This window comes from Citreimonas salinaria (assembly GCF_900107235.1).
Classification (GTDB): Bacteria; Pseudomonadota; Alphaproteobacteria; order Rhodobacterales; family Rhodobacteraceae; genus Citreimonas; species Citreimonas salinaria.
In genome coordinates, this window is sequence record NZ_FNPF01000002.1 from 232,671 (window position 1) to 251,648 (window position 18,978).

Annotated in this window: 17 protein-coding genes and 1 pseudogene; 9 read left to right on the top strand and 9 right to left on the bottom strand. The window is 69.6% G+C overall.

The features are described 5' to 3' along the window. The first annotated feature begins 59 nt into the window (after positions 1-59). The 5 genes from BLW27_RS03540 to BLW27_RS03560 all read left to right on the top strand — a co-directional run bounded on the left by BLW27_RS03540 (position 60) and on the right by BLW27_RS03560 (position 7,496). Positions 60-2,801, top strand: coding sequence for an Rne/Rng family ribonuclease (locus tag BLW27_RS03540; RefSeq protein WP_089879309.1), 2,742 nt, complete (start codon positions 60-62; stop codon positions 2,799-2,801). A 137-nt stretch (positions 2,802-2,938) separates the two neighbouring features. Beyond that, positions 2,939-3,691, top strand: coding sequence for a cytochrome c biogenesis CcdA family protein (locus tag BLW27_RS03545; RefSeq protein ID WP_089879313.1), 753 nt, complete (start codon positions 2,939-2,941; stop codon positions 3,689-3,691). Between the two features lie 176 nt (positions 3,692-3,867). After that, positions 3,868-5,139 carry a hypothetical protein gene (locus tag BLW27_RS03550; protein WP_089879316.1) on the top strand — a complete coding sequence of 424 codons (1,272 nt, stop codon included), beginning with the start codon at positions 3,868-3,870 and terminating at the stop codon, positions 5,137-5,139. Then, positions 5,136-6,506: a cytochrome P450 gene (locus BLW27_RS03555; protein WP_089879319.1), complete on the top strand. Its 1,371-nt coding sequence runs from the start codon at positions 5,136-5,138 to the stop codon at positions 6,504-6,506. Before BLW27_RS03550 ends, BLW27_RS03555 begins: the two co-directional genes overlap by 4 nt. An 87-nt stretch (positions 6,507-6,593) precedes the next feature. Beyond that, positions 6,594-7,496: a fructose bisphosphate aldolase gene (locus tag BLW27_RS03560; RefSeq protein ID WP_089879320.1), complete on the top strand. Its 903-nt coding sequence runs from the start codon at positions 6,594-6,596 to the stop codon at positions 7,494-7,496. 152 nt (positions 7,497-7,648) lie between these two features. Here the strand turns inward: BLW27_RS03560 and BLW27_RS03565 are convergent, their stop codons facing one another. Continuing rightward, the gene (locus tag BLW27_RS03565) at positions 7,649-8,320 is read right to left on the bottom strand and encodes a helix-turn-helix transcriptional regulator (protein ID WP_089879322.1); all 672 of its coding nucleotides are present in this window, start codon (positions 8,318-8,320) and stop codon (positions 7,649-7,651) included. Between the two features lie 163 nt (positions 8,321-8,483). Here BLW27_RS03565 and BLW27_RS03570 point away from each other — a divergent pair. From BLW27_RS03570 to BLW27_RS03585, 4 genes and pseudogenes are all read left to right on the top strand, one after another. Further along, a pseudogene (locus BLW27_RS03570) lies at positions 8,484-8,699 on the top strand (twin-arginine translocase TatA/TatE family subunit); the annotation flags it as partial. A gap of 66 nt (positions 8,700-8,765) precedes the next feature. Continuing rightward, the gene (tatB, locus tag BLW27_RS03575) at positions 8,766-9,251 is read left to right on the top strand and encodes a Sec-independent protein translocase protein TatB (protein ID WP_089879327.1); all 486 of its coding nucleotides are present in this window, start codon (positions 8,766-8,768) and stop codon (positions 9,249-9,251) included. Continuing rightward, positions 9,248-10,201, top strand: a complete 954-nt coding sequence (gene tatC, locus BLW27_RS03580; RefSeq protein WP_089879328.1) for a twin-arginine translocase subunit TatC — start codon at positions 9,248-9,250, stop codon at positions 10,199-10,201. The genes tatB and tatC overlap by 4 nt, the downstream gene beginning before the upstream one ends. Further along, a complete protein-coding gene (locus tag BLW27_RS03585) occupies positions 10,191-11,039 on the top strand; it encodes an ATP-binding protein (protein WP_089879330.1) in 849 nt (282 codons plus the stop codon). The genes tatC and BLW27_RS03585 overlap by 11 nt, the downstream gene beginning before the upstream one ends. A 239-nt stretch (positions 11,040-11,278) precedes the next feature. On the opposite strand, the gene BLW27_RS03590 is transcribed toward BLW27_RS03585, so the two are convergent. From BLW27_RS03590 to radA, 8 genes are all read right to left on the bottom strand, one after another. Next, entirely contained in the window at positions 11,279-12,442 is a 1,164-nt protein-coding gene (locus BLW27_RS03590) for a LysM peptidoglycan-binding domain-containing M23 family metallopeptidase (protein WP_089879333.1), read from the bottom strand. Positions 12,443-12,512: 70 nt separating this feature from the next. Next, positions 12,513-13,154, bottom strand: coding sequence for a protein-L-isoaspartate(D-aspartate) O-methyltransferase (locus BLW27_RS03595; RefSeq protein ID WP_089879336.1), 642 nt, complete (start codon positions 13,152-13,154; stop codon positions 12,513-12,515). After that, positions 13,151-13,936, bottom strand: coding sequence for a 5'/3'-nucleotidase SurE (surE, locus tag BLW27_RS03600; RefSeq protein WP_089879339.1), 786 nt, complete (start codon positions 13,934-13,936; stop codon positions 13,151-13,153). The genes BLW27_RS03595 and surE overlap by 4 nt, the downstream gene beginning before the upstream one ends. A gap of 158 nt (positions 13,937-14,094) precedes the next feature. Then, on the bottom strand, positions 14,095-14,739 hold the full coding sequence (locus BLW27_RS03605; RefSeq protein WP_089879341.1) for an SDR family NAD(P)-dependent oxidoreductase: 645 nt from the start codon (positions 14,737-14,739) through the stop codon (positions 14,095-14,097). Between the two features lie 60 nt (positions 14,740-14,799). Then, positions 14,800-15,120, bottom strand: coding sequence for a hypothetical protein (locus tag BLW27_RS03610; protein WP_089879344.1), 321 nt, complete (start codon positions 15,118-15,120; stop codon positions 14,800-14,802). Positions 15,121-15,370: 250 nt separating this feature from the next. After that, positions 15,371-16,906 carry an amidophosphoribosyltransferase gene (gene purF / locus BLW27_RS03615; protein WP_245710759.1) on the bottom strand — a complete coding sequence of 512 codons (1,536 nt, stop codon included), beginning with the start codon at positions 16,904-16,906 and terminating at the stop codon, positions 15,371-15,373. 88 nt (positions 16,907-16,994) lie between these two features. Continuing rightward, on the bottom strand, positions 16,995-17,552 hold the full coding sequence (locus BLW27_RS03620) for a CvpA family protein (RefSeq protein WP_089879347.1): 558 nt from the start codon (positions 17,550-17,552) through the stop codon (positions 16,995-16,997). A 40-nt stretch (positions 17,553-17,592) separates the two neighbouring features. Then, complete coding sequence (gene radA / locus BLW27_RS03625) at positions 17,593-18,957, bottom strand: DNA repair protein RadA (RefSeq protein ID WP_089879350.1); 1,365 nt, start codon at positions 18,955-18,957, stop codon at positions 17,593-17,595. Positions 18,958-18,978: the final 21 nt, after the last annotated feature.

The following is an 18,978-nucleotide window of genomic DNA, read 5'->3' on the forward strand; positions in this document are numbered from 1 at the left end:
GCCGCCCGATCCTCTGCCCCGCCCGGGGCCGGGGTTTCGCGCGCGTGCAATTGGATACAATGGCAAAGAAGATGCTCATCGACGCCACCCACGCGGAAGAGACCCGCGTCGTGGTGGTGGACGGAAACAAGGTCGAGGAATTCGACTTTGAATCGGAAAACAAGCGGCAGCTAGCCGGCAACATCTACCTGGCGAAAGTCACCCGGGTCGAACCCTCGCTTCAGGCGGCTTTCGTCGATTACGGCGGTAATCGCCACGGCTTTCTCGCCTTCTCGGAAATCCACCCGGATTACTACCAGATCCCCATAGCCGACCGTCGCGCGCTGATGGAGGAGGAGGCAGCACTTGCCGCCGCCGAGGAAGAGGAAGAGACCAAGCCACGCCGCACGCGCGCCCGCCGCGGCGCCAAGGCCGAGTCCACACGCTCGGACGACAAGACCACGACCGCCGATGCGCCCGAGGATGCCCCCGCGGCCGAACCGCGCGAGGCGCGTGGCATGGAAACCATCGACCTGGGCGAAGACCAATCCGGAGATCCGGACGAGGGCCTGTCGCCGATGGAGAGGGTCACCGAGACCCCGGTCGAGGAGCCTGAGGACAACAGCGGCGAACACGGCAAGGCAGCGGCCCGCGACGAGGCCATCGAGTCGGTCGCCGACGACGATACGCAGGACGATTTCCGCCCGGCCCGCAAACCGCGCGCCCGGCGCTACAAGATTCAGGAAGTCGTCAAGGTCCGCCAGATCATGCTGGTGCAGGTGGTCAAGGAAGAGCGCGGCAACAAGGGCGCCGCGCTGACCACCTACCTGTCGCTGGCCGGGCGCTACTGCGTCCTGATGCCCAACACCGCGCGCGGGGGCGGCATCAGCCGCAAGATCACCAATGCCGCCGACCGCCAGAAGCTCAAGGCGATCGCGAACGAGATCGACGTGCCCAAGGGCGCGGGCCTGATCATCCGCACCGCCGGCGCGCAGCGGACCAAGACCGAGATCAGGCGCGACTACGAGTACCTCCAGCGCCTGTGGGAACAGATCCGCGAGCTCACGCTGAGGTCCATCGCGCCCACGAAGATCTACGAGGAAGGCGACCTGATCAAGCGGTCCATCCGCGACCTGTACAACCGCGACATCGACGAGGTTCTGGTCGAGGGCGAGGCGGGCTACCGCATCGCCAAGGACTTCATGAAGATGATCATGCCGTCCCACGCGAAGAACGTGAAGCATTACGCCGACCCGATGCCGCTTTTCGCGCGCCATCAGGTAGAGTCGTATCTGGGTGGCATGTTCAACCCGACGGTCCAGCTGAAATCCGGTGGCTATATCGTCATCGGCGTGACCGAGGCGCTGGTCGCGATCGACGTGAACTCGGGGAGGGCCACGAAGGAGGGCTCGATCGAGGAAACCGCGCTCAAGACCAACCTGGAGGCCGCCGAGGAGGTCGCCCGCCAGCTGCGTCTGCGCGACCTCGCGGGGCTGATCGTCATCGACTTCATCGACATGGACGAGCGTAAGAACAACGCCGCCGTCGAGAAGAAGCTCAAGGACAAGCTCAAGACCGACCGCGCGCGCATCCAGGTCGGCCGCATCAGCGGTTTCGGCCTGCTCGAGATGTCGCGCCAGCGCTTGCGTCCCGGCATGATCGAGGCGACGACCCAGCCCTGCACCGCGTGCCATGGCACCGGTCTGATCCGCTCGGACGACAGCATGGCGCTGCAGGTCCTGCGGCAGATCGAGGAGGAGGGCACGCGCCGTCGCTCGCGCGAGGTGCTGGTGAAGTGCCCGGTGGGCATCTCGAACTACCTGATGAACCTCAAGCGCGAGCACGTCGCCATGATCGAGGCGCGGTACGGCATGTCCGTGCGCATCGAGGGCGACCCAAAGCTGGTGGCGCCCGACTTCACGATCGAGAAGTTCAAGACCGCGACGCGCCCGGTCTCGGAGGCCGCGCCCTTCGTGTCGGCCGATGCCGCGCTGATGGACCAGATAGACGAGGACGCCGCGCTGGCCGAACCCGATCCCGACGAGGCGCCCGCACCCGCGGGCGAAACGTCCGAGGTCGAGCAGGCCGCCGAGCCGTCCGACAAGCGTTCCGAGAAGGCATCGGACGACGACGGCAAGCCCAAGAAGAAGCGCCGCCGCCGGCGTCGCCGCTCGAAAAACGGCAACGGCGAGAACGGGCAATCCGAGAACGGCGAGACCGGCAACGGCGACGATGGGGATGGCCGCGGCGGTCAGGTTCGGGAAGATGAGCCCGCGGTGAGCGCTGACAAGGCCGACACCCCGGTGCCGTTTGAGCCCGCCCAGCCCGAGACGCTGGCCGGGGACGAGGACGGCGCGCCGTCGGTGCCCGACGTGGTGACGGCCGAGGAAGCCTCGCCCGACGCGGCCGAGAAGCCCAAGCGCAAGCGCACCCGCACCCGGAAGAAACCCGAGCCGAAAGCGCCGGAAGAGGCAGCGTCCGAAGCGGCAGAGACCGAGGCCACCGGTGCCGGCGCCTCGCAGGTCGACGCGAAACCGGAGGCCGACGTACAGGAAGCGCCCGAGGCGGCCGAACGGCCCGCCGCGACCGAAGCCGTGCCCGAGGCGGGCAAGCCCGCCGAAGAGCCCGTCCCCGAGGCCGAGACCGCGCGGGCAGAGCCCGAGTCGCGGCCGCGTCGGACCCGGCGCAAGGCCGCCGAGGTGATCGCCGAGGTCGTGGGCACGGTCACCGGCGACAACGGCACCGAGGACGACAGCTCGGCAACCGACGAGGATAGCGGCGAGAAGCCGCGCCGCCGCGGCTGGTGGTCCATCGGACGCTAGGCCGTCGCGAACTCGACAGGGAAGGGCCGGGCGGTTGCGCCCGGCCTTTTTCGTTCACGCGCCGCCTAACGCCGTGCCGCGGGATCGTGACCATTGGTCGCGTGACGCCGCCCGGATGATCCCGTAAGGCTTCGCGCATGTTCGGAATCGAGATCCTCGACGCGTCGCTTCTGCCCGCCATGTTCGTGGCGCTGCTGGCGGGTGTCATCTCGTTCCTCAGCCCCTGCGTGCTGCCGATCGTGCCGCCCTACCTGGCCTTCATGTCCGGCATGACCGTCTCCGAGATCGAGGGCGGCGGTCAGGCGCGGGCGCGCGTGGGGCTGGCAGCGGCGTTCTTCGTGCTGGGCCTGTCCACGGTCTTCGTGCTGCTGGGATTCACGGCCAGCTGGCTGGGGGGGCTGTTCCTGCAGAACCAGCTGCTTCTGGCACGGATATCGGGCGTGGTGGTGATCGTGTTCGGGCTGCACTTCCTCGGTGTGTTCCGCATCCCGTTCCTCGACCGCGAGGCGCGGTTCGAGGGGGGCGACGCTGGCGGGTCGGCCTTCGGGGCCTATATCCTCGGGCTCGCCTTCGCCTTCGGGTGGACGCCCTGCATCGGGCCGCAGCTTGGCGCGATCCTGAGCCTCGCGGCGCAGGAGGCGTCGGTGGCGCGCGGTTCGCTCCTGCTGGCGGTCTATGCCGGGGGGCTGGGCATTCCCTTCGTCCTGGCGGCGCTGTTCCTGACCCGGGCGATGGGGCTGATGAACCGGATCAAGCGGCACATGAAGACGATCGAGCGGGCGATGGGCCTGCTTCTGGTCGCGGTCGGGCTGGCCTTGGTCACGGGGGCGTTCACCAGCTTCTCGTTCTGGCTGCTCGAGACCTTTCCGGCGCTGGGGATGCTGGGCTGACCGCGTGTCCCACGGTGGGACATCATCGCGCCTTAGCGAAATCAATGGCTTGCGGGGACGGATTCATCCTTCGTCAACCTTTGCGCCATGTTAGCGCCGTCCCGGGCCCGACACGACCCGGCCTTACGCGCGCCCGAAAGCGGGTCTAGCCTGAGACCACAGGAAGGGTCTCGCGCATGGAAAAGCCGCCCGACACGACCAGCCCCGTGACCGGCCCCGCCACCGGCCCGGTGCGGCGCCGCACGGTGTTCTACATCCCGGGCTACGACCCCATCCATCCGCGCCGCTACCGCGAGCTTTACCGCAAGGAGGGCGCGGCGCAGGCGGCGATCTGCGGCTACGCGCTGGCGCTGGCGCCCAAGCGCGGCGGCGGCGCCTATGGCTGGCACGTGACGGCCGAGATGGACGGGGCCCGGGTCGCGGCGGACGTGGACGTGCTGGTCTGGTCCGACATCGTGCGCGACAGCATGGCGGGCTCAATCCCCGCGACCTATGCGCAGCTTGTGCGCACCGCGTGGGAATACGTCGCCTCCGGCGCGCTGTTCCGGCTGATGAGGCTGCGCAAGGGGCCGGTGATCGCCGCGCTCTACCCGGTGGGCATGCTGCTGGGCCAGCTTGCGGTGGCGCTGGCGCTGGGTTGGGCCGCCTACGCGCTGACCGCGCTGACGCTGGCGGGGCTGCTGCTGAGCGGCTGGGCGGCGGCGGCGCCCGGGCTCGTGGCCGGGGCAATCGTCGCGACCGCCGTGCTGCACTGGTTCAAGGCGCACGACAACCACCTGTTCGCCTATTACCTGATGCACGACTACGCCTATGCGGCGCGCCACAAGGGCGCCAACCCGCCCGCGCTGGAGGCGCGTATGGCACGGTTCGCCGACATGGTCGCGCAGGCGCTGAAGGGCGACGTGGACGAGGTGCTGGTGGTCGGGCATTCGTCCGGGGCGCACCTGGCGGTGTCGGTGCTGGCCGACCTGATCCGCGGCGGGCGCGTGCCGGCGAACGGGCCCGCGCTTGCGTTCCTGAGCCTGGGGCAGGTGGTGCCGATGGTGTCCTTCCTGAAGGGCGCGCACCGGCTGCGGGCCGACCTGCGGTTCCTGTCGGCGCGGGACGAGATCACGTGGGTCGACGTGACCGCGCCAGGCGACGGCTGCGCCTTCGCGCTGTGCGACCCGGTGGCGGTGTCGGGCGTCGCGCCGCCCGACAAGCGCTGGCCGCTGGTCATTTCCGCACGGTTCACGCAGGCGCTGAGCCCCGAGCGCTGGCGGGACCTGCGCTGGCGCTTCTTCCGGCTGCATTTCCAGTATCTCTGCGCCTTCGACCGGGTGCTGGATTACGACTACTTCGCCATCACCGCCGGTCCGCTGTCCTTGCGCGCGCGCTATGCCGGGCGCGCGCCGTCGCCCAGCCGGATCGAGCGGGCGGTGTCGAAACACGTCTCGGTCGCCGCGTGATCCCGCCCAAGCCCGCCGCCCGGCCCGACCGCGTGTCGCTGTGGCGGCATGCGCGTCTGTTCCGCGCGGACATCCTGTCGGCCCAGCCCGCGCGGCTCTACCGCGCCTGGATGGCCGAGTTCCGAACGCCGTTCTTCCGGTCGTACCTCGTGAACCAGCCGGCGCTGGTCGATCTCGTTCTGAAGGAACGCCCCGGTGACTTCCCCAAGTCGGACCGGGTTTCGGAAGGGCTGCGGCCGCTGCTGGGACAGTCGGTCTTCGTCACCAACGGCGAGACGTGGAAGCGGCAGCGCCGGATCATCGACCCGGCCTTCGAGGGCGGGCGGCTGCGCGAGACCTTTCCGGCGATGCGGGAAGCGGCCGATGCGGCGGCGTGGCGGCTGGCGGACGTGGCCGGGCAGGGCGCCGAGGTCGAGGTCGAGGAGATCGCCAGCCACGCCGCCGCCGACGTGATCTTTCGCACGCTGTTCTCGATCCCGATCGAGGATACGGTGGCGCAGGCGGTGTTCCACGAGTTCCGCGCCTACCAGCGCAGCCAGCCCATCCTGAACGCGGCGGCCTTCGTGCCCTGGCCGCGCTGGCTGCCGCGCCCGCACCGGCGGGCGACGCGGGCCTCGGCCGCGCGCATCCGGGCGCTGATCACCGAGATGACGGCGCGGCGGCAGGCGCAGATCGACGAAGGAGGCGCGCCCGACGACCTGGCGACCAAGATCATGACCACGCGCGACCCCGAGACGGGCAAGGAGTTCTCGCAGTCCGAGATGGTGGACCAGGTGGCGATCTTCTTCCTGGCCGGGCACGAGACCAGCGCCAGCGCCTTGGGCTGGGCGCTGTACCTGCTGGCGCGCGCGCCCGAGTGGCAGGAGCGCGTGGCAGCCGAGGCGCGGGCCTTCGACGGCAGCTTCGCCGGACTGTCGCGCCTGCGCGCCACGCGCGACGTGTTCCGCGAGACGCTGCGGCTGTATCCGCCGGTGCCGATGATGGTGCGCGCGGCGGCGCGCGACGAGGTGTTCCGCGACCGCGCCGTGCCGCGCGGCGCGCAGATCGTGCTGAGCCCGTGGCACCTGCACCGGCACGAGCGGCTGTGGGAGGGGCCGGACGCCTTCGATCCCGGCCGCTGGTTGACGGAAGCCGGGAAAGCCAGCGCGCGCTGCGCCTACATGCCGTTCTCGGCCGGGCCGCGCGTCTGCACCGGGGCGGGCTTCGCCATGGCCGAGGGGGTGCTGCTGCTGGCGCGGCTGCTGCGCGACCTGCGCGTGGAGCCGGTGGCGGGGCGCGATCCGGTGCCGCAGGCGCATCTGACGGTGCGGGCGCGCGACGGAATCTGGCTGCGGGTGACGACGCGTAGGGGCGCAGCAAAGGTTTAGCGCAAACGGTCTCCCAAAAGCGCTGGGACGATGGATCGGCTTGGTTTATCAGGGCGTTGATAGTGACATTTGGGCAAGAGGGACGGCATGGCTTCGAACGATTTCGACAAGCAGTTGCAACAGATGCGCACGGGCAAGGGGTTCATCGCGGCGCTCGACCAGTCCGGCGGCTCGACCCCGAAGGCGCTGCGGCTTTATGGCGTGACCGAGGACCAGTATGACGGCGAGGAGGCGATGTTCGCAGAGATCCACGCCATGCGGTCGCGGATCATCACGGCCCCGGATTTCACCAGCGACAAGGTCATCGGCGCGATCCTGTTCGAGCGCACGATGCGCGGCAAGATCGAGGGCAAGCCGGTGGCGCAGCTGCTGTGGGAGGATCGCGGCATCGTGCCGTTCCTCAAGATCGACAAGGGGCTGGCCGACAAGGAAAACGGCGTGCAGCTGATGAAGCCCATCGGCGGGCTGGAGCAGCTTCTGGCCGACGCGAAGGGCTTCGGCATCTTCGGGACGAAGGAACGCTCGGTCATCCACGAGGCGAACGAGGCGGGGATCGAGGCGGTCGTGGCGCAGCAGTTCGAGGTCGGCCGCGCGGTGGTGGCGGCCGGTCTGGTGCCGATCCTCGAGCCCGAGGTGGACATCCATTCCGAGACCAAGGCGGAGGCCGAGGAGATGCTGCGCGAGGCAATCTCGCGCCACCTCGACACGCTGTCGGACGACCAGACCGTGATGCTCAAGCTGACCATACCCAATATCGAGGGCCTGTATGACGGGCTGGCGGACCATCCGCGCGTGCTGCGCGTGGTGGCGCTGTCTGGCGGCTATTCGACCGACGAAGCCTGCGAGAAGCTGGCGCGTCAGGGCAAGATGATCGCGTCGTTCAGTCGCGCGCTGACCGAGGGCCTGTCCAAGCAGCAGAGCGACGACGAGTTCAACGCCGCGCTGGGCGCGAACATCGACAAGATCCACGCGGCGTCGGTGGCCGGCTGATCCGACGCAGGGCAGATGCCTTCCGGGGCACCGTAGGCACGGTGCCCCTGTCCGGGATGGTGCAGGGCGCTGCTCCCTCTGGCGCGTGCGGCGCCCCGCAGCTTCGAGAAACTACGGGCCAAAGAAGCGGCGGGCGAGCGATGCCTGCGCAGTCAGTGTGCTGCGTTGCGGCCGCGGGCCTGCCAGTCGGCCAGCGTCTTGCCGGGCTGGTCGACGAACAGGCCCGGCAGCGGTTGCAGGGCCGCGATCCGCTCGAGCGGGAAGGCGAGGAAGTCGGCGGCGGTCTCGGACCAGGCCACGGCGCGCCAGACGCGGCCCCAGTAGTCGATGTGCAGGGGCCGGATCACGTGGTCGCGGTCGTCGAGCGAGACGCGCAGCTTCTGGCGCGCGCGGATCGCGGCGCGCAGCGCGGGCATGTGCGCGAAGCCGCGGGCGGCCTCGGCGAAGGCGTCGGTGGCGAAGCCGAAGGGCGCCGCGCGCACGCCCGCATCCTCGGGCAGGACGGCGTCGATCTTGGCGGCAAGGCTGCGCGCCGCGGCCGCGTGGTCCTCGAGCGTCGAGGCGCCGAGGGCCGCCAGCGCCACGTGCAGGGCGTCCAGCTCCGCCTCGGTCAGGTTGAGCGGGGGCAGGGTGACGGCGGCGGCGACCGAGTAGCCGTAGCCGCGCGCGCCCTCGACCGGCACGCCCGAGGCGGCCAGAACCTCCATGTCGCGGTAGATCGTGCGGATCGACACGCCGAGGTCCTGCGCCATCGATTCGGCCGTGTGCAGCTGCCCGTCGCGCAGGCGGTCCATCAGGGCGTAGAGGCGTTTCTTGCGGTTCATCGTCCGCGATACTGACACGAAACCGTCAACTGACAAAGTGGTGACACACATGGTCCCGAAACCGGCATCATTCGCGCTTTTCATGGGTCCGCACAGCGCATAGATCACGGGAACCAGATCAATAGGGGCGCGCTGCGGCGGGCCCGGAACAGGAGATGAGCCCATGCTCAACAACATCGGACTTCCCGGTCTTCTGCTTATCGCCGTCGTCGTGCTCGTGCTGTTCGGCCGCGGCAAGATCTCGAGCCTGATGGGCGAGGTCGGCAAGGGCATCACCGCCTTCAAGAAGGGCGTGAGCGAGGGCGGCAAGGAGATCGAGGACGATCGCGACGCCGAGAGCGCGCGCGACGTGACGCCGGAATCGGAACGCGAGCCCGTTCGCACCACGCGCGACGACACCGCGAAGGACGCCGCGCCGGAGGCGCACAAGGGTAAGGTCTAAATCATGCTCGACCTCGGCTGGTCCGAAATGCTGGTCATCGGCGTCGTCGCGCTGATCGTGGTCGGACCCAAGGACCTGCCCCACCTGTTCCGCAACGTCGGACGGTTCATGGGCAAGGCGCGCGGCATGGCCCGCGAATTCAGCCGCGCGATGAACGACGCGGCCGACGAAAGCGGCGTGCGCGACGTGGCCAAGACGTTCAAGAGCGCGACCAACCCGGTGGGCAGCGCGATGGACGGCGTCAAGGACGCCGCGCGCGACCTGAGTTCGTTCGACCCAGAGTCGAAGTCCGGGAAAAAGAAGGAGCCGCTGTCGGCCGAACGCGAGGCCGCCAAGCGCAAGATCGAGGCAAGCTCGGCCCGCGCGGCCGCCGAGCGCAAGAAGCGCGAGGCCGACGAGGCGATGCGCAAGGCGGAAGAGCTCGAGACCGCGTCGCGCGGCGGCAGTGACGCCGCGGCCGAAGCCGCGCCCAAGAAGGACGAGACATGAGCGCGTCACCCGACGATCTCGAGGACAGCGCAGCCCCGCTGATCGAGCACCTGGCCGAGTTGCGCACGCGGCTGATCCGCTGCGTGATCGCCTTCATCATCGGCATCGTGGTGGCCTTCACCGTGGCGCAGCCGATCCTGCAGTTCCTGCTGGGCCCGATCGAGGACACGCTGCGCGCGCTGGGCGATCCGTCGCCCACGATGCAGTATACCAGTCCGCAGGAATACCTGTTCACGCTGTTCCGCATCTCGATGGTGTTCGGCTTCGCGCTGGCCTTCCCGGTGATCTCGCACCAGCTGTGGCGCTTCGTGGCGCCGGGGCTTTACCGGTCGGAGAAGGGCGCATTCCTGCCCTTCCTGATCGCCTCGCCGTTCATGTTCTTCGCCGGCGCGGCCTTCGCGCATTTCATCGTGACGCCGCTGGCGATGGCGTTCTTCCTGGGCTTCGCGGATTTCCCGTCGTTGATGACCGACCTGCTGGCGCGCGCGGGCGACCTGACCGGCGTCGACGTTCCGGTGGACGAGGCCGGCGTGGCCGTGGTGCCCGAGACGCGCGAGGGCGTGCAGATCACCTTCTTCGGCAAGGTGAACGAAAGCCTCGACATCACGCTGAAGTTCATCATGGCCTTCGGGCTGTGCTTCCAGCTTCCGGTTCTGCTGACGCTGATGGGCAAGGCGGGGCTGGTCTCGGCCGCGGGGCTGCGCAAGGTGCGCAAGTACGCGATGGTCGGCATCCTGGTGCTGGCCGCACTGGTCACCCCGCCGGACGTCACCACGCAGCTGATCCTGTTCGTGGTGGTCTACGGGCTTTACGAAGTATCCATCTTCCTCGTGGCACGGGTGGATGCCAAGCGCGAGGCCGATCTGCGCGCCCAAGGGCTTTGGTTCGAGGATGACGATGACGAAGACGATCCGCTCGACGACGGTTCCGCAAACCCCGATGGGCGATGAGCTTGCCCGCATCGCGGCGGCGCTGGAACGCATGGCGCCGCCGCCGGTAAGGGCACCCGATTTCGGCGCGGCCGAGGCTTTCGTCTGGCACGTCGAGCCGGACCGGCTGGACCCGGTCGAGAAGGTGAACCGCGTCGACCTGGAGCTGCTGATCGGCATCGACCGCACGCGTGAGACGCTGCTGACCAACACGCGGCAGTTCGCGCGCGGCCTGCCGGCGAACAACGCGCTGCTGTGGGGCGCGCGGGGCATGGGCAAGTCGAGCCTGGTCAAGGCGGTGCACGCGACCGTCCGCGACGAGGGGCACGATCTGGTCCTGGTCGAGCTGCTGCGCGAGGACCTGCCCAGCGTCGGTCGCCTGCTGGCGCAGCTGCGCCGGGCGGAGGCGGCGCGCTTCCTGCTGCTGTGCGACGACCTGTCCTTCGGCCACGACGACGAGCATTACAAGAGCCTCAAGGCGGTGCTGGACGGCGGGATCGAGGGGCGGCCCGACAACGTGATCTTCTACGCGACGTCGAACCGCCGCCACCTGATGCCGCGCGACATGATCGAGAACGAGAAATCCTCGGCCATCAGCCCGAGCGAGGCCGCCGAGGAGAAGATCTCGCTTTCGGACCGGTTCGGGCTTTGGCTAGGGTTCCACCCGTGCTCGCAGGACGAATACCTGGCGATGGTGCGGTCCTACTGCGCGGCCTTCGGGCTGTCGGTCGACCCCGACACCCTGCGCGCCGAGGCGATCGAGTGGCAGGCCACCCGCGGCGGCCGGTCGGGCCGTGTGGCGTGGCAGTTCTTCACCGACATCGCCGGCCGCAAGGGGCTCGAGATCGCGGATTCCTGACGCGGCGCAGGGGGCGGCCTTTCCGGCCCCGCGGCAACCGGAGCCATCCTGTTCTTTCTATCCGGAAGTGCCTTTGGGAGGCTTCCACGTAGCCGGGATAGAGCCGCCTTGCGCGCAGCAGAGGCGGGCGTCAGGTGCCACGCGTCGCATGGGCTAGGCAGCAATCGCCGGACCGAAGCGCAATCTGCTCCGGCGGCGCCGTAGCTCGCGCCGGAGCCTGTCTGCGTATGGCCCGCGCGTCAGCGCAGATACGTCATCGGATCGACGCTGTCGAAGCCCTTGCGCACCTCGAAATGCAGGAAGGACGGATCCCCGGCCTTCACCTGGCCGATCGTCTGCCCGGCGCTGACCGCGTCGCCCTTCACCACCTTCAGGTCCTCGATATGGGTGTAGATCGACAGCACCTCGTCGGGGTGGCGGATCACGACGATCGTCACGTCTTCGGTGTTGCGTGTGATCGCGGCGACCTGGCCCGACGCGGCGGCGCGGACCGGGGTTCCGGCGGGCACGCCGATGTCGATGCCCTCGTTCCGGCCCTTGGCGTATTCGCGGATGATGCTGCCCTCGACCGGCATGCGCATCCGGGCATTGCCCGAGCTGGCCTCGGCCTGGCCGATATCGGCGACAGGTTCGCTGGGTTTCGGGGCGGGCGCCGCGGCGGGCTTGGGGTCGGCGGGCGGCAGCGGCTTGCTGGCCGACGGCGGCACAGGCGTCGGAGAGCCCGTGCCGGGCGCGGTGGTCGCGGGCGCTATCGCGGCGGTCTGCGTGGCGCGGTTCGTCGCCGGCACCAGAAGGACCTGTCCCTCGCGCAGGGTGTACTGCTCGTCGAGCGCGTTCATCTCGGCCAGCGCGCGGGGCGTGATGCCGTAGAGCCGCGCCACGGTGAAGGCGGTCTCGCCGCGCTGCACGCGATGGCGGATCGGCTCGGTTCCGGTGGACTGCGCGGGGCGCGGTGCACCGGTCGACGCCGGCGCGCTTTCGATCGCGCCCGCGGCCAGCGTGGTGACGTCGACGGCGCCGGGCGCGGCGATCGGCCCGGTGGCGGTGCCTCCGGTCGTGCCCACGCGGCGCGGCAGGGCGACGATCTCGCCCTGGCGGAGCGGGTCGACGGGCCGGATGCCGTTGTAGCGGCCCAGTTCGTCGGCGGGCACGCCAACCCGCTCGGCCAGCGAGGCCAGCGTGTCGCCGCGGCGCGCGATGGCCACCTGGTAGGTCGGGTACGACACGATCCCGCGGTCATCCGCGGCAGGCCTGGACGCGGCGGCGCTCCGGGTGGCGTCGGTGGTGTCGACCGTGCCGCCCATCTCGCCCCGCACGTCGAGGTCAAGCGGGTCCGAGCAGGCGCCCAGAAGCGCCAGCACGGCGCAGGCGGCGAGCGGGCGAAGGAAGATCGGTTGGCTCATGCGCTGTCTCGTCCTCGTTGCGCGCCCCTTGTGCCGGGGCGTCGTGTGGCGGTCCCGCGCGAACGGTCCCTCATTCCTGTCCCAGCCCCTCGACCAGCGGCACGAAGCGCACGGGACGCATTTCCTCGTAATGAAACCCGGACTCGTCTCGGGTGACACGGATCAGGCTTTGCACCGTGTCCGACTGGCCCACGGGCAGCACCATGATACCGCCAATCTTCAACTGCGCCAAGAGCGGGCCTGGCGGATCCTCGGCCGCGGCGGTCACGAGGATGCGGTCGAACGGCGCCTGCTCCGGCAATCCGTGGCTGCCGTCGGCGGCGAAGGCGGTGATGTTGGCCAGGCCCTGCGCCTCGAAGGTGGCGCGGGCGGCGCGCACCAGCCGGGCATGGCGGTCGATCGTGTAGACCCGCCGCGCGAGGTGCGACAGGATCGCCGCCTGATAGCCCGAGCCGGTCCCCACCTCGAGCACCTTGTGGCGCGGCGCGATCTGCAGCGCCTGGGTCATCAGCCCCACCACCGAAGGCTGGCTGATCGTCTGCCCGCAGGCGATGGGCAGCGGCATGTCCTCGTAGGCGCGGTCGGCGAAATAACCCTGCACGTAGGCGCCGCGGTCGGTCTTCTCCATCGCCTGCAGCACCGCGCGATCGGTCACGCCCTTCGAGCGCAGCGCGAACAGAAGCTGCATCTTGGCCTGGGCGTCGAAGCTCATGCGAAGGCGTCTTTCATCCGCGACAGCGCGTCGTGGCAGGTCAGGTCGGCGCGCATCGGCGTGACCGAGATCCAGCCGTCGAGGTTGGCCGCCGCGTCGGTGTCGGGCGCGGTGGGGATGCTCTGGTCGCCGCCGCGCACCCACAGGAAGGTGCGCCCGGCCGGTGACAGGTGCGGTTCGACCGAGAAGCCCGTGCCGGGGCGGACGCCCTGCGCCACCGCGCGCACGCCGCGCACTTCGGCGGCCGGGACGGGCGGGAAATTCACGTTGTAGAACAGGCGGTAGCCCTCCTGCGCCGGCGGATCGGCGGCCAGGATGCGGCGGATCGTGGCGGCGCCATGCACCGCCGCGGCCTCGAACGGATCGTCGGCCTGCCTGTTCCCGGGGCCGTAATACTGCGACAGCGCGATCGCCGGCAGGCCCTGCAGGGCGCCTTCCATGGCGCCGCCCAGCGTGCCGGAATACAGCGCGTTCTCGGCCGAGTTGTTGCCCCGGTTCACGCCCGACAGCACCAGGTCGGGGGTCGTGTCCTTCATCATCTCGTGCACGCCGGCCAGCACGCAATCGGCCGGGCTGCCCTCGGCCGCCCAGCGGCGCGGGCCCATCTGCGCGATCATCGTCGGGTGGGTGTAGGAAATCTTGTGCCCCACGCCCGACTGCTCGAAGGCGGGCGCGACGGTCCAAACCGTGCCGTCCTCGCCCGCCAGCTCGGCCGCGATGGCCTCGAGAACGCGCAGGCCGGGCGCGTTGATGCCGTCGTCATTGGTGACGAGAATGCGCATGGAACCCCCTGTCGGTTGCGGTGTGCATAGGCCAAGGATGCGCGCCGGGCAAGGCGGCCCACGGGCAGTTTCTTCGGTCCGAGAATATCCGCGAGGAGTCCCGCAGCGACCGGGGTCGGGCCCGCACGTGGCGCGAGGGGATCAACCGCGCGTTCGGGTCAGCCGAGGCCGAGTTCGCCCAGGATGCGCCGAGCCTCGTCCGGGGCCGCGGCGAGGGTCGCGCGATCCTCGCCGGGGAAGAACCGAGCGCGGGTGGCGGTGGCCATCGGCTGCGGCTGAACGACGTCGACGCGCGGGCCGGTCTTCACGCTCTCGGCCTGCCAGGACCGCGCCAGTGCGACCTGTGCGGCCTTGGTAGCGCCGTAGGGGCCCATGAACTTCTCGCCGCCGCGGGGATCGTCGAAGAACACCGCGCGGCCCGACGTGCCCAACAGCGGCGCCACGTAGGGGATCAGCACCGCCACCGCGTCGATGTTGGTCTTGCGCGCCTTTTCCCAGTCCTTGGCGTCGATCTGCGGCGTCGGCGTCATCGGCGAGGCGTGCACGGCCGTGTGGATCCAAAGCCCCAGCGCGCCCCAGCGGTCGTGGATGGAGCGGCACATATGCGCCATCGCGCCCGGATCGGTGATGTCCAGCGGCGCCAGCGTGGCGGCGCCGCCTTTCGCCTTGATGCGGTCGTCGAGCTCTTCCAGCGCGCCGACCGTGCGGCCCACGGCCATCACGTGCCAGGCGGGGGAAAGCGCCTCGGCCAAGGCGAAACCAAGGCCGCGCGAGGCGCCGGTGATGAGGGCAATCTGCGTCATGCCCGCGTCATGCGGGGCGCGCGATGAAAGGTCAAGCCGGCGCGCGAACTCGCCGCGCGGTCAGAGCAGCCGCAGGCGGTTCGTGAAGGGCCCGCGGGTCACCACGACGCCGTCGGAGTCGATGCCGACCACGGTGTCGCGCTCGCCCAGCGTGTCGCCGGCGCCGACGCGCTCGATGGTGCCGTCGGGCAGGCGGATCAGGGCGCTCAGCGCCTCTTCGGTGCCGACGAGGCCCAGCAGGATCGGGCCCTTGGTGTCGATCTCCACCTGCGTCGTGGCATTCCGGCCGACGGTATCGTTGACGGTGGGTTCGGAGCGGTATTCGGCGCGGCGCGACAGGGTGTCGGGGCGCAGGAACGGGCGGAGCGAACGCTCGAGCATGGCAGTCTCACAAGCCTTGTATGGACGGGCGCGCGGCGATCATCGCCGCGGTGCTCTGGCAGGGCGGGCCTTGGTGGCCGGTCTTGAAAGGGGCGGAATTAGATCCGCCGCTTTGGAGACGGGCGGGGCAAAGCCCGCCGATCCCGTGAGTCGCGGGCCCTGGCCCGCGGATCGCCACGTGAGCTAACCAATGAGGCGACGCATGGGAAGCGGGGCTTCTCATGACCCCGCGTCATCGGCGCCGGACCGCCTATTCGGCAGCCTTCAGCCGGAAGCCCTTCTCGATCATGTCGGCCGGCTCGACCGGGTACTCGCCCGAGAAGCAGGCGTCGCAATATTGCGGGCAGGACGCGCTGCGGCCCGATGCCTCGCCCACGGCGCGGTAAAGCCCATCCAGCGACACGAAACGCAGGGAATCGACGCCTAGGTGCTGGCGCATCTCTTCCTCGGACATGGTCGCGGCCAGCAGCTTCTCGCGCTTGGGCGTGTCGACGCCGTAGAAGCACGGCCAGGCGGTGGGGGGAGACGCGATGCGGAAATGCACCTCGGCCGCGCCGGCATCGAGGATCATCTCCTTGATCTTGCGTGAGGTGGTGCCCCGCACCACCGAATCGTCGACCAGGATCACGCGCTTGCCGCGGATCAGTGCACGGTTGACGTTCAGCTTCAGCCGCACGCCCATGTTGCGGATCTGCTCGGTCGGTTCGATGAAGGTGCGGCCGACATACTGGTTGCGGATGATTCCCATGCCGTAGGGAATGCCGGATTCGTGCGCGTAGCCGATTGCCGCCGGCGTGCCGCTGTCGGGCACCGGGCAGACGAGGTCGGCCTCGACCGGGGCCTCGCGCGCCAGCTCCACGCCGATCTGGCGGCGGGTCTCATAGACCGAGCGGCCGCCGATGATGCTGTCGGGGCGCGAGAAATAGACGTGCTCGAAGATGCAGAAGCGCGAGGATTGCGGACGGAAGGGCCGCTGGCTTTCGAGACCGCCGTCGGCGGTGATCACCACCATCTCGCCCGGCTCGACCTCGCGGACGTAGTCGGCGCCGATGATGTCCAGCGCGCAGGTTTCGGACGACAGCACCCAGCCGTCGCCCAGCTTGCCCAGCACCAGCGGGCGCACGCCCAGTGGGTCGCGCACGCCGATCAGCTTGGTGCGGGTCATGGCGACGACCGAAAACGCGCCCTCGACGCGGCGCAGGGCGTCTTCCATCCGCGCGGGGATGTCGCGCTGAAGGCTGCGGGCCATCAGGTGGATGATGCATTCGCTGTCGCTGCTGGACTGGAAGATCGAGCCGCGCTCGATCAGCTCGCGGCGCAGGGCGTCGGCGTTGGTGATGTTGCCGTTATGCGCGATCGCGGCGCCGCCCATGCTGAATTCGCCGAAGAAAGGCTGCACGTCGCGGATCTGCGTCGGACCCTTCGAGCCGGCGGTGGAGTAGCGCACGTGGCCGATGCCGATCGGGCCGGGCAGCGTCTCCATCACCGCGGACGAGGTGAAGTTGTCGCGCACGTAGCCGAAGCGGCGGGCCGAGTTGAAGCCCAGCTCGTCATCGTGGGTGACGATGCCGCCGGCTTCCTGCCCGCGATGCTGAAGCGCGTGCAGGCCGAGGGCGACGAAGTTCGCGGCATCCGCAACGCCCACGACGCCGAAGACGCCGCATTCCTCGTGCAGCGTGTCGCCGTCGTCGAGGATCGCATCGTAGTCGAAGGGATGGGCGGGGGGCAGGGGACAATCGGCCAAGGGCAGCGGCTCCGATTCCAGAAGGGTGCGTGCGGCCCTCATAGAGACTCGGGCGCCATGTGTCACGAAACTATAACGTGTTTGCGCGACGCTGCTCGCCCCGGTCGGCCAGTGCCCGATCGCTGCCCGCTCAGCCGGCGTCGCAGACGCCGACGAGATCCTCGTACTGGGCGGTGATCCAGCCCAGCGCGCGTTCGGGGTTCTGGTTCTCGACCTGGTCGTTGAGCTGCGAGAAGATCGCCGCCGAGCGGGAATCGTTGACCATCGCGATGCCCTGCGAGGTGACCACCGTGGCGTAGACGAAGAAGCCGACCGTGATCAGCAGCACGCCGCGCGCCACGCCGAACAGGAAGCCCAGCCCCTGGTCGACGCCGCTCAGCGCCGAGCGCTGCACCAGCGACGAGAACAGCGGCGTGAACAGCGACACGATCACCAGCGCCAGCGTGAAGACCGCCGCGAAGGCGGCGATCACCGACAATTCGCAACTGTCGGCGAGAAAGCCTCCGATCACCGGGATCTCGGCCATCAGGGGCTGGACTTGGGCGGCGAACAGGAAGGCGACGATCGCCGCGACGATCCAGCCGGCGATGGCCATGATCTCGCGCACGACGCCGCGCGAATAGGCCAGCAGCGCCGAGACGACGATGATCAGCGCGACCACGCCGTCGATGATCGTGAAACCTTCCATACGCCCCGAACCTTTCCGTCTTGCCCGATACCCGTGTCCGCTAACCCGCGCCGAAGACGTCGCCGACGAAGGTCGTCAGGTCGCCCATCGGCTGCAACGCCAGCCCCCCGGCATCGCCCGCCTTGCCGCCGCGCGGCAGGATCGCCGAGGAGAAACCAAGTTTTCCCGCCTCTTTCAACCGATTTTCCATCTGGCCGACGGGGCGCAGCGCGCCGGACAGGCTGATTTCGCCGAAAACCACCGTTTCCGCCGGAAGCGCCGCGTCCTCGCGCGCAGAAAGCAGCGCGGCGGCCACGGCGAGGTCCGCCGCCGGTTCGCTGATCTTCATGCCGCCCGCGACATTGAGATAGACGTCGAGCCCGGCGAAAGGGATGCCGCAGCGCGATTCGAGCACGGCGAGGATCATCGCCAGCCGCCCACCGTCCCAGCCCACGACCGACCGGCGGGCCTGTCCGGCGGGGGCGGGGGCGACCAGCGCCTGGAACTCGATCAGCACCGGGCGCGTGCCCTCGATCCCGGCGAAGACGGCCGAGCCGGGGGCGGGGCTGCCGCGCTCGGACAGGAACAGCGCCGAGGGGTTGGCGACCTGCGCGAGGCCCGCGCCGGTCATCTCGAAGACGCCGATCTCGTCGGCGGGGCCGAAGCGGTTCTTGACGCTGCGCAGGATGCGGAACTGGTGGCCGCGCTCGCCCTCGAAATAAAGCACCGTGTCGACCATGTGTTCGACCACGCGGGGGCCGGCGATCTGGCCGTCCTTGGTGACGTGGCCGACCATGACGACGGCCGCGCCGCGCGTCTTGGCGAAGCGCGTCAGCTCGTGCGCGGCGGCGCGGACCTGGCCCACGCTGCCGGGCGCGCTGTCCACGGTGTCGGCCCACATGGTCTGGATCGAATCCACGATCACCAGGTCGGGGCGTTCCTCGTCCAGCGTCGTCAGGATGTCGCGCAGGGCCGTCTCGGCGGCAAGCTTTACCGCCGCCTGTTCCAGCCCCAACCGCTGCGCGCGCAGGCGCACCTGCGCGGATGCTTCCTCGCCCGAGACGTAGATGACCTTGAGCCCGGCATTGGCGAAGCTGGCCGCCGCCTGCAGCAACAGCGTCGACTTGCCGATGCCCGGATCGCCGCCCACCAGGATGGCCGAGGCCGGCACCAGCCCGCCGCCCAGCACGCGGTCGAGCTCGGCCATGCCGGACGCGGTGCGCGGCGGCGGCGGCTCTTTCGAAGACAGGTCGGACAGGGGCACCGCGCGGCCGCGGGTCTTCAGCGCCTTGGCGCCGGGACCCTGGCTCAGCAGCTTTTCCTCGTGGATGGTGTTCCACTGGCCGCAGGCGTCGCAGCGGCCGGACCACTTGGAATAGGCCGCACCGCAGGATTGGCAGATGAAGTTGAGAACGGGTTTCGCCATGATGGCCCTCGTTACGCGCGC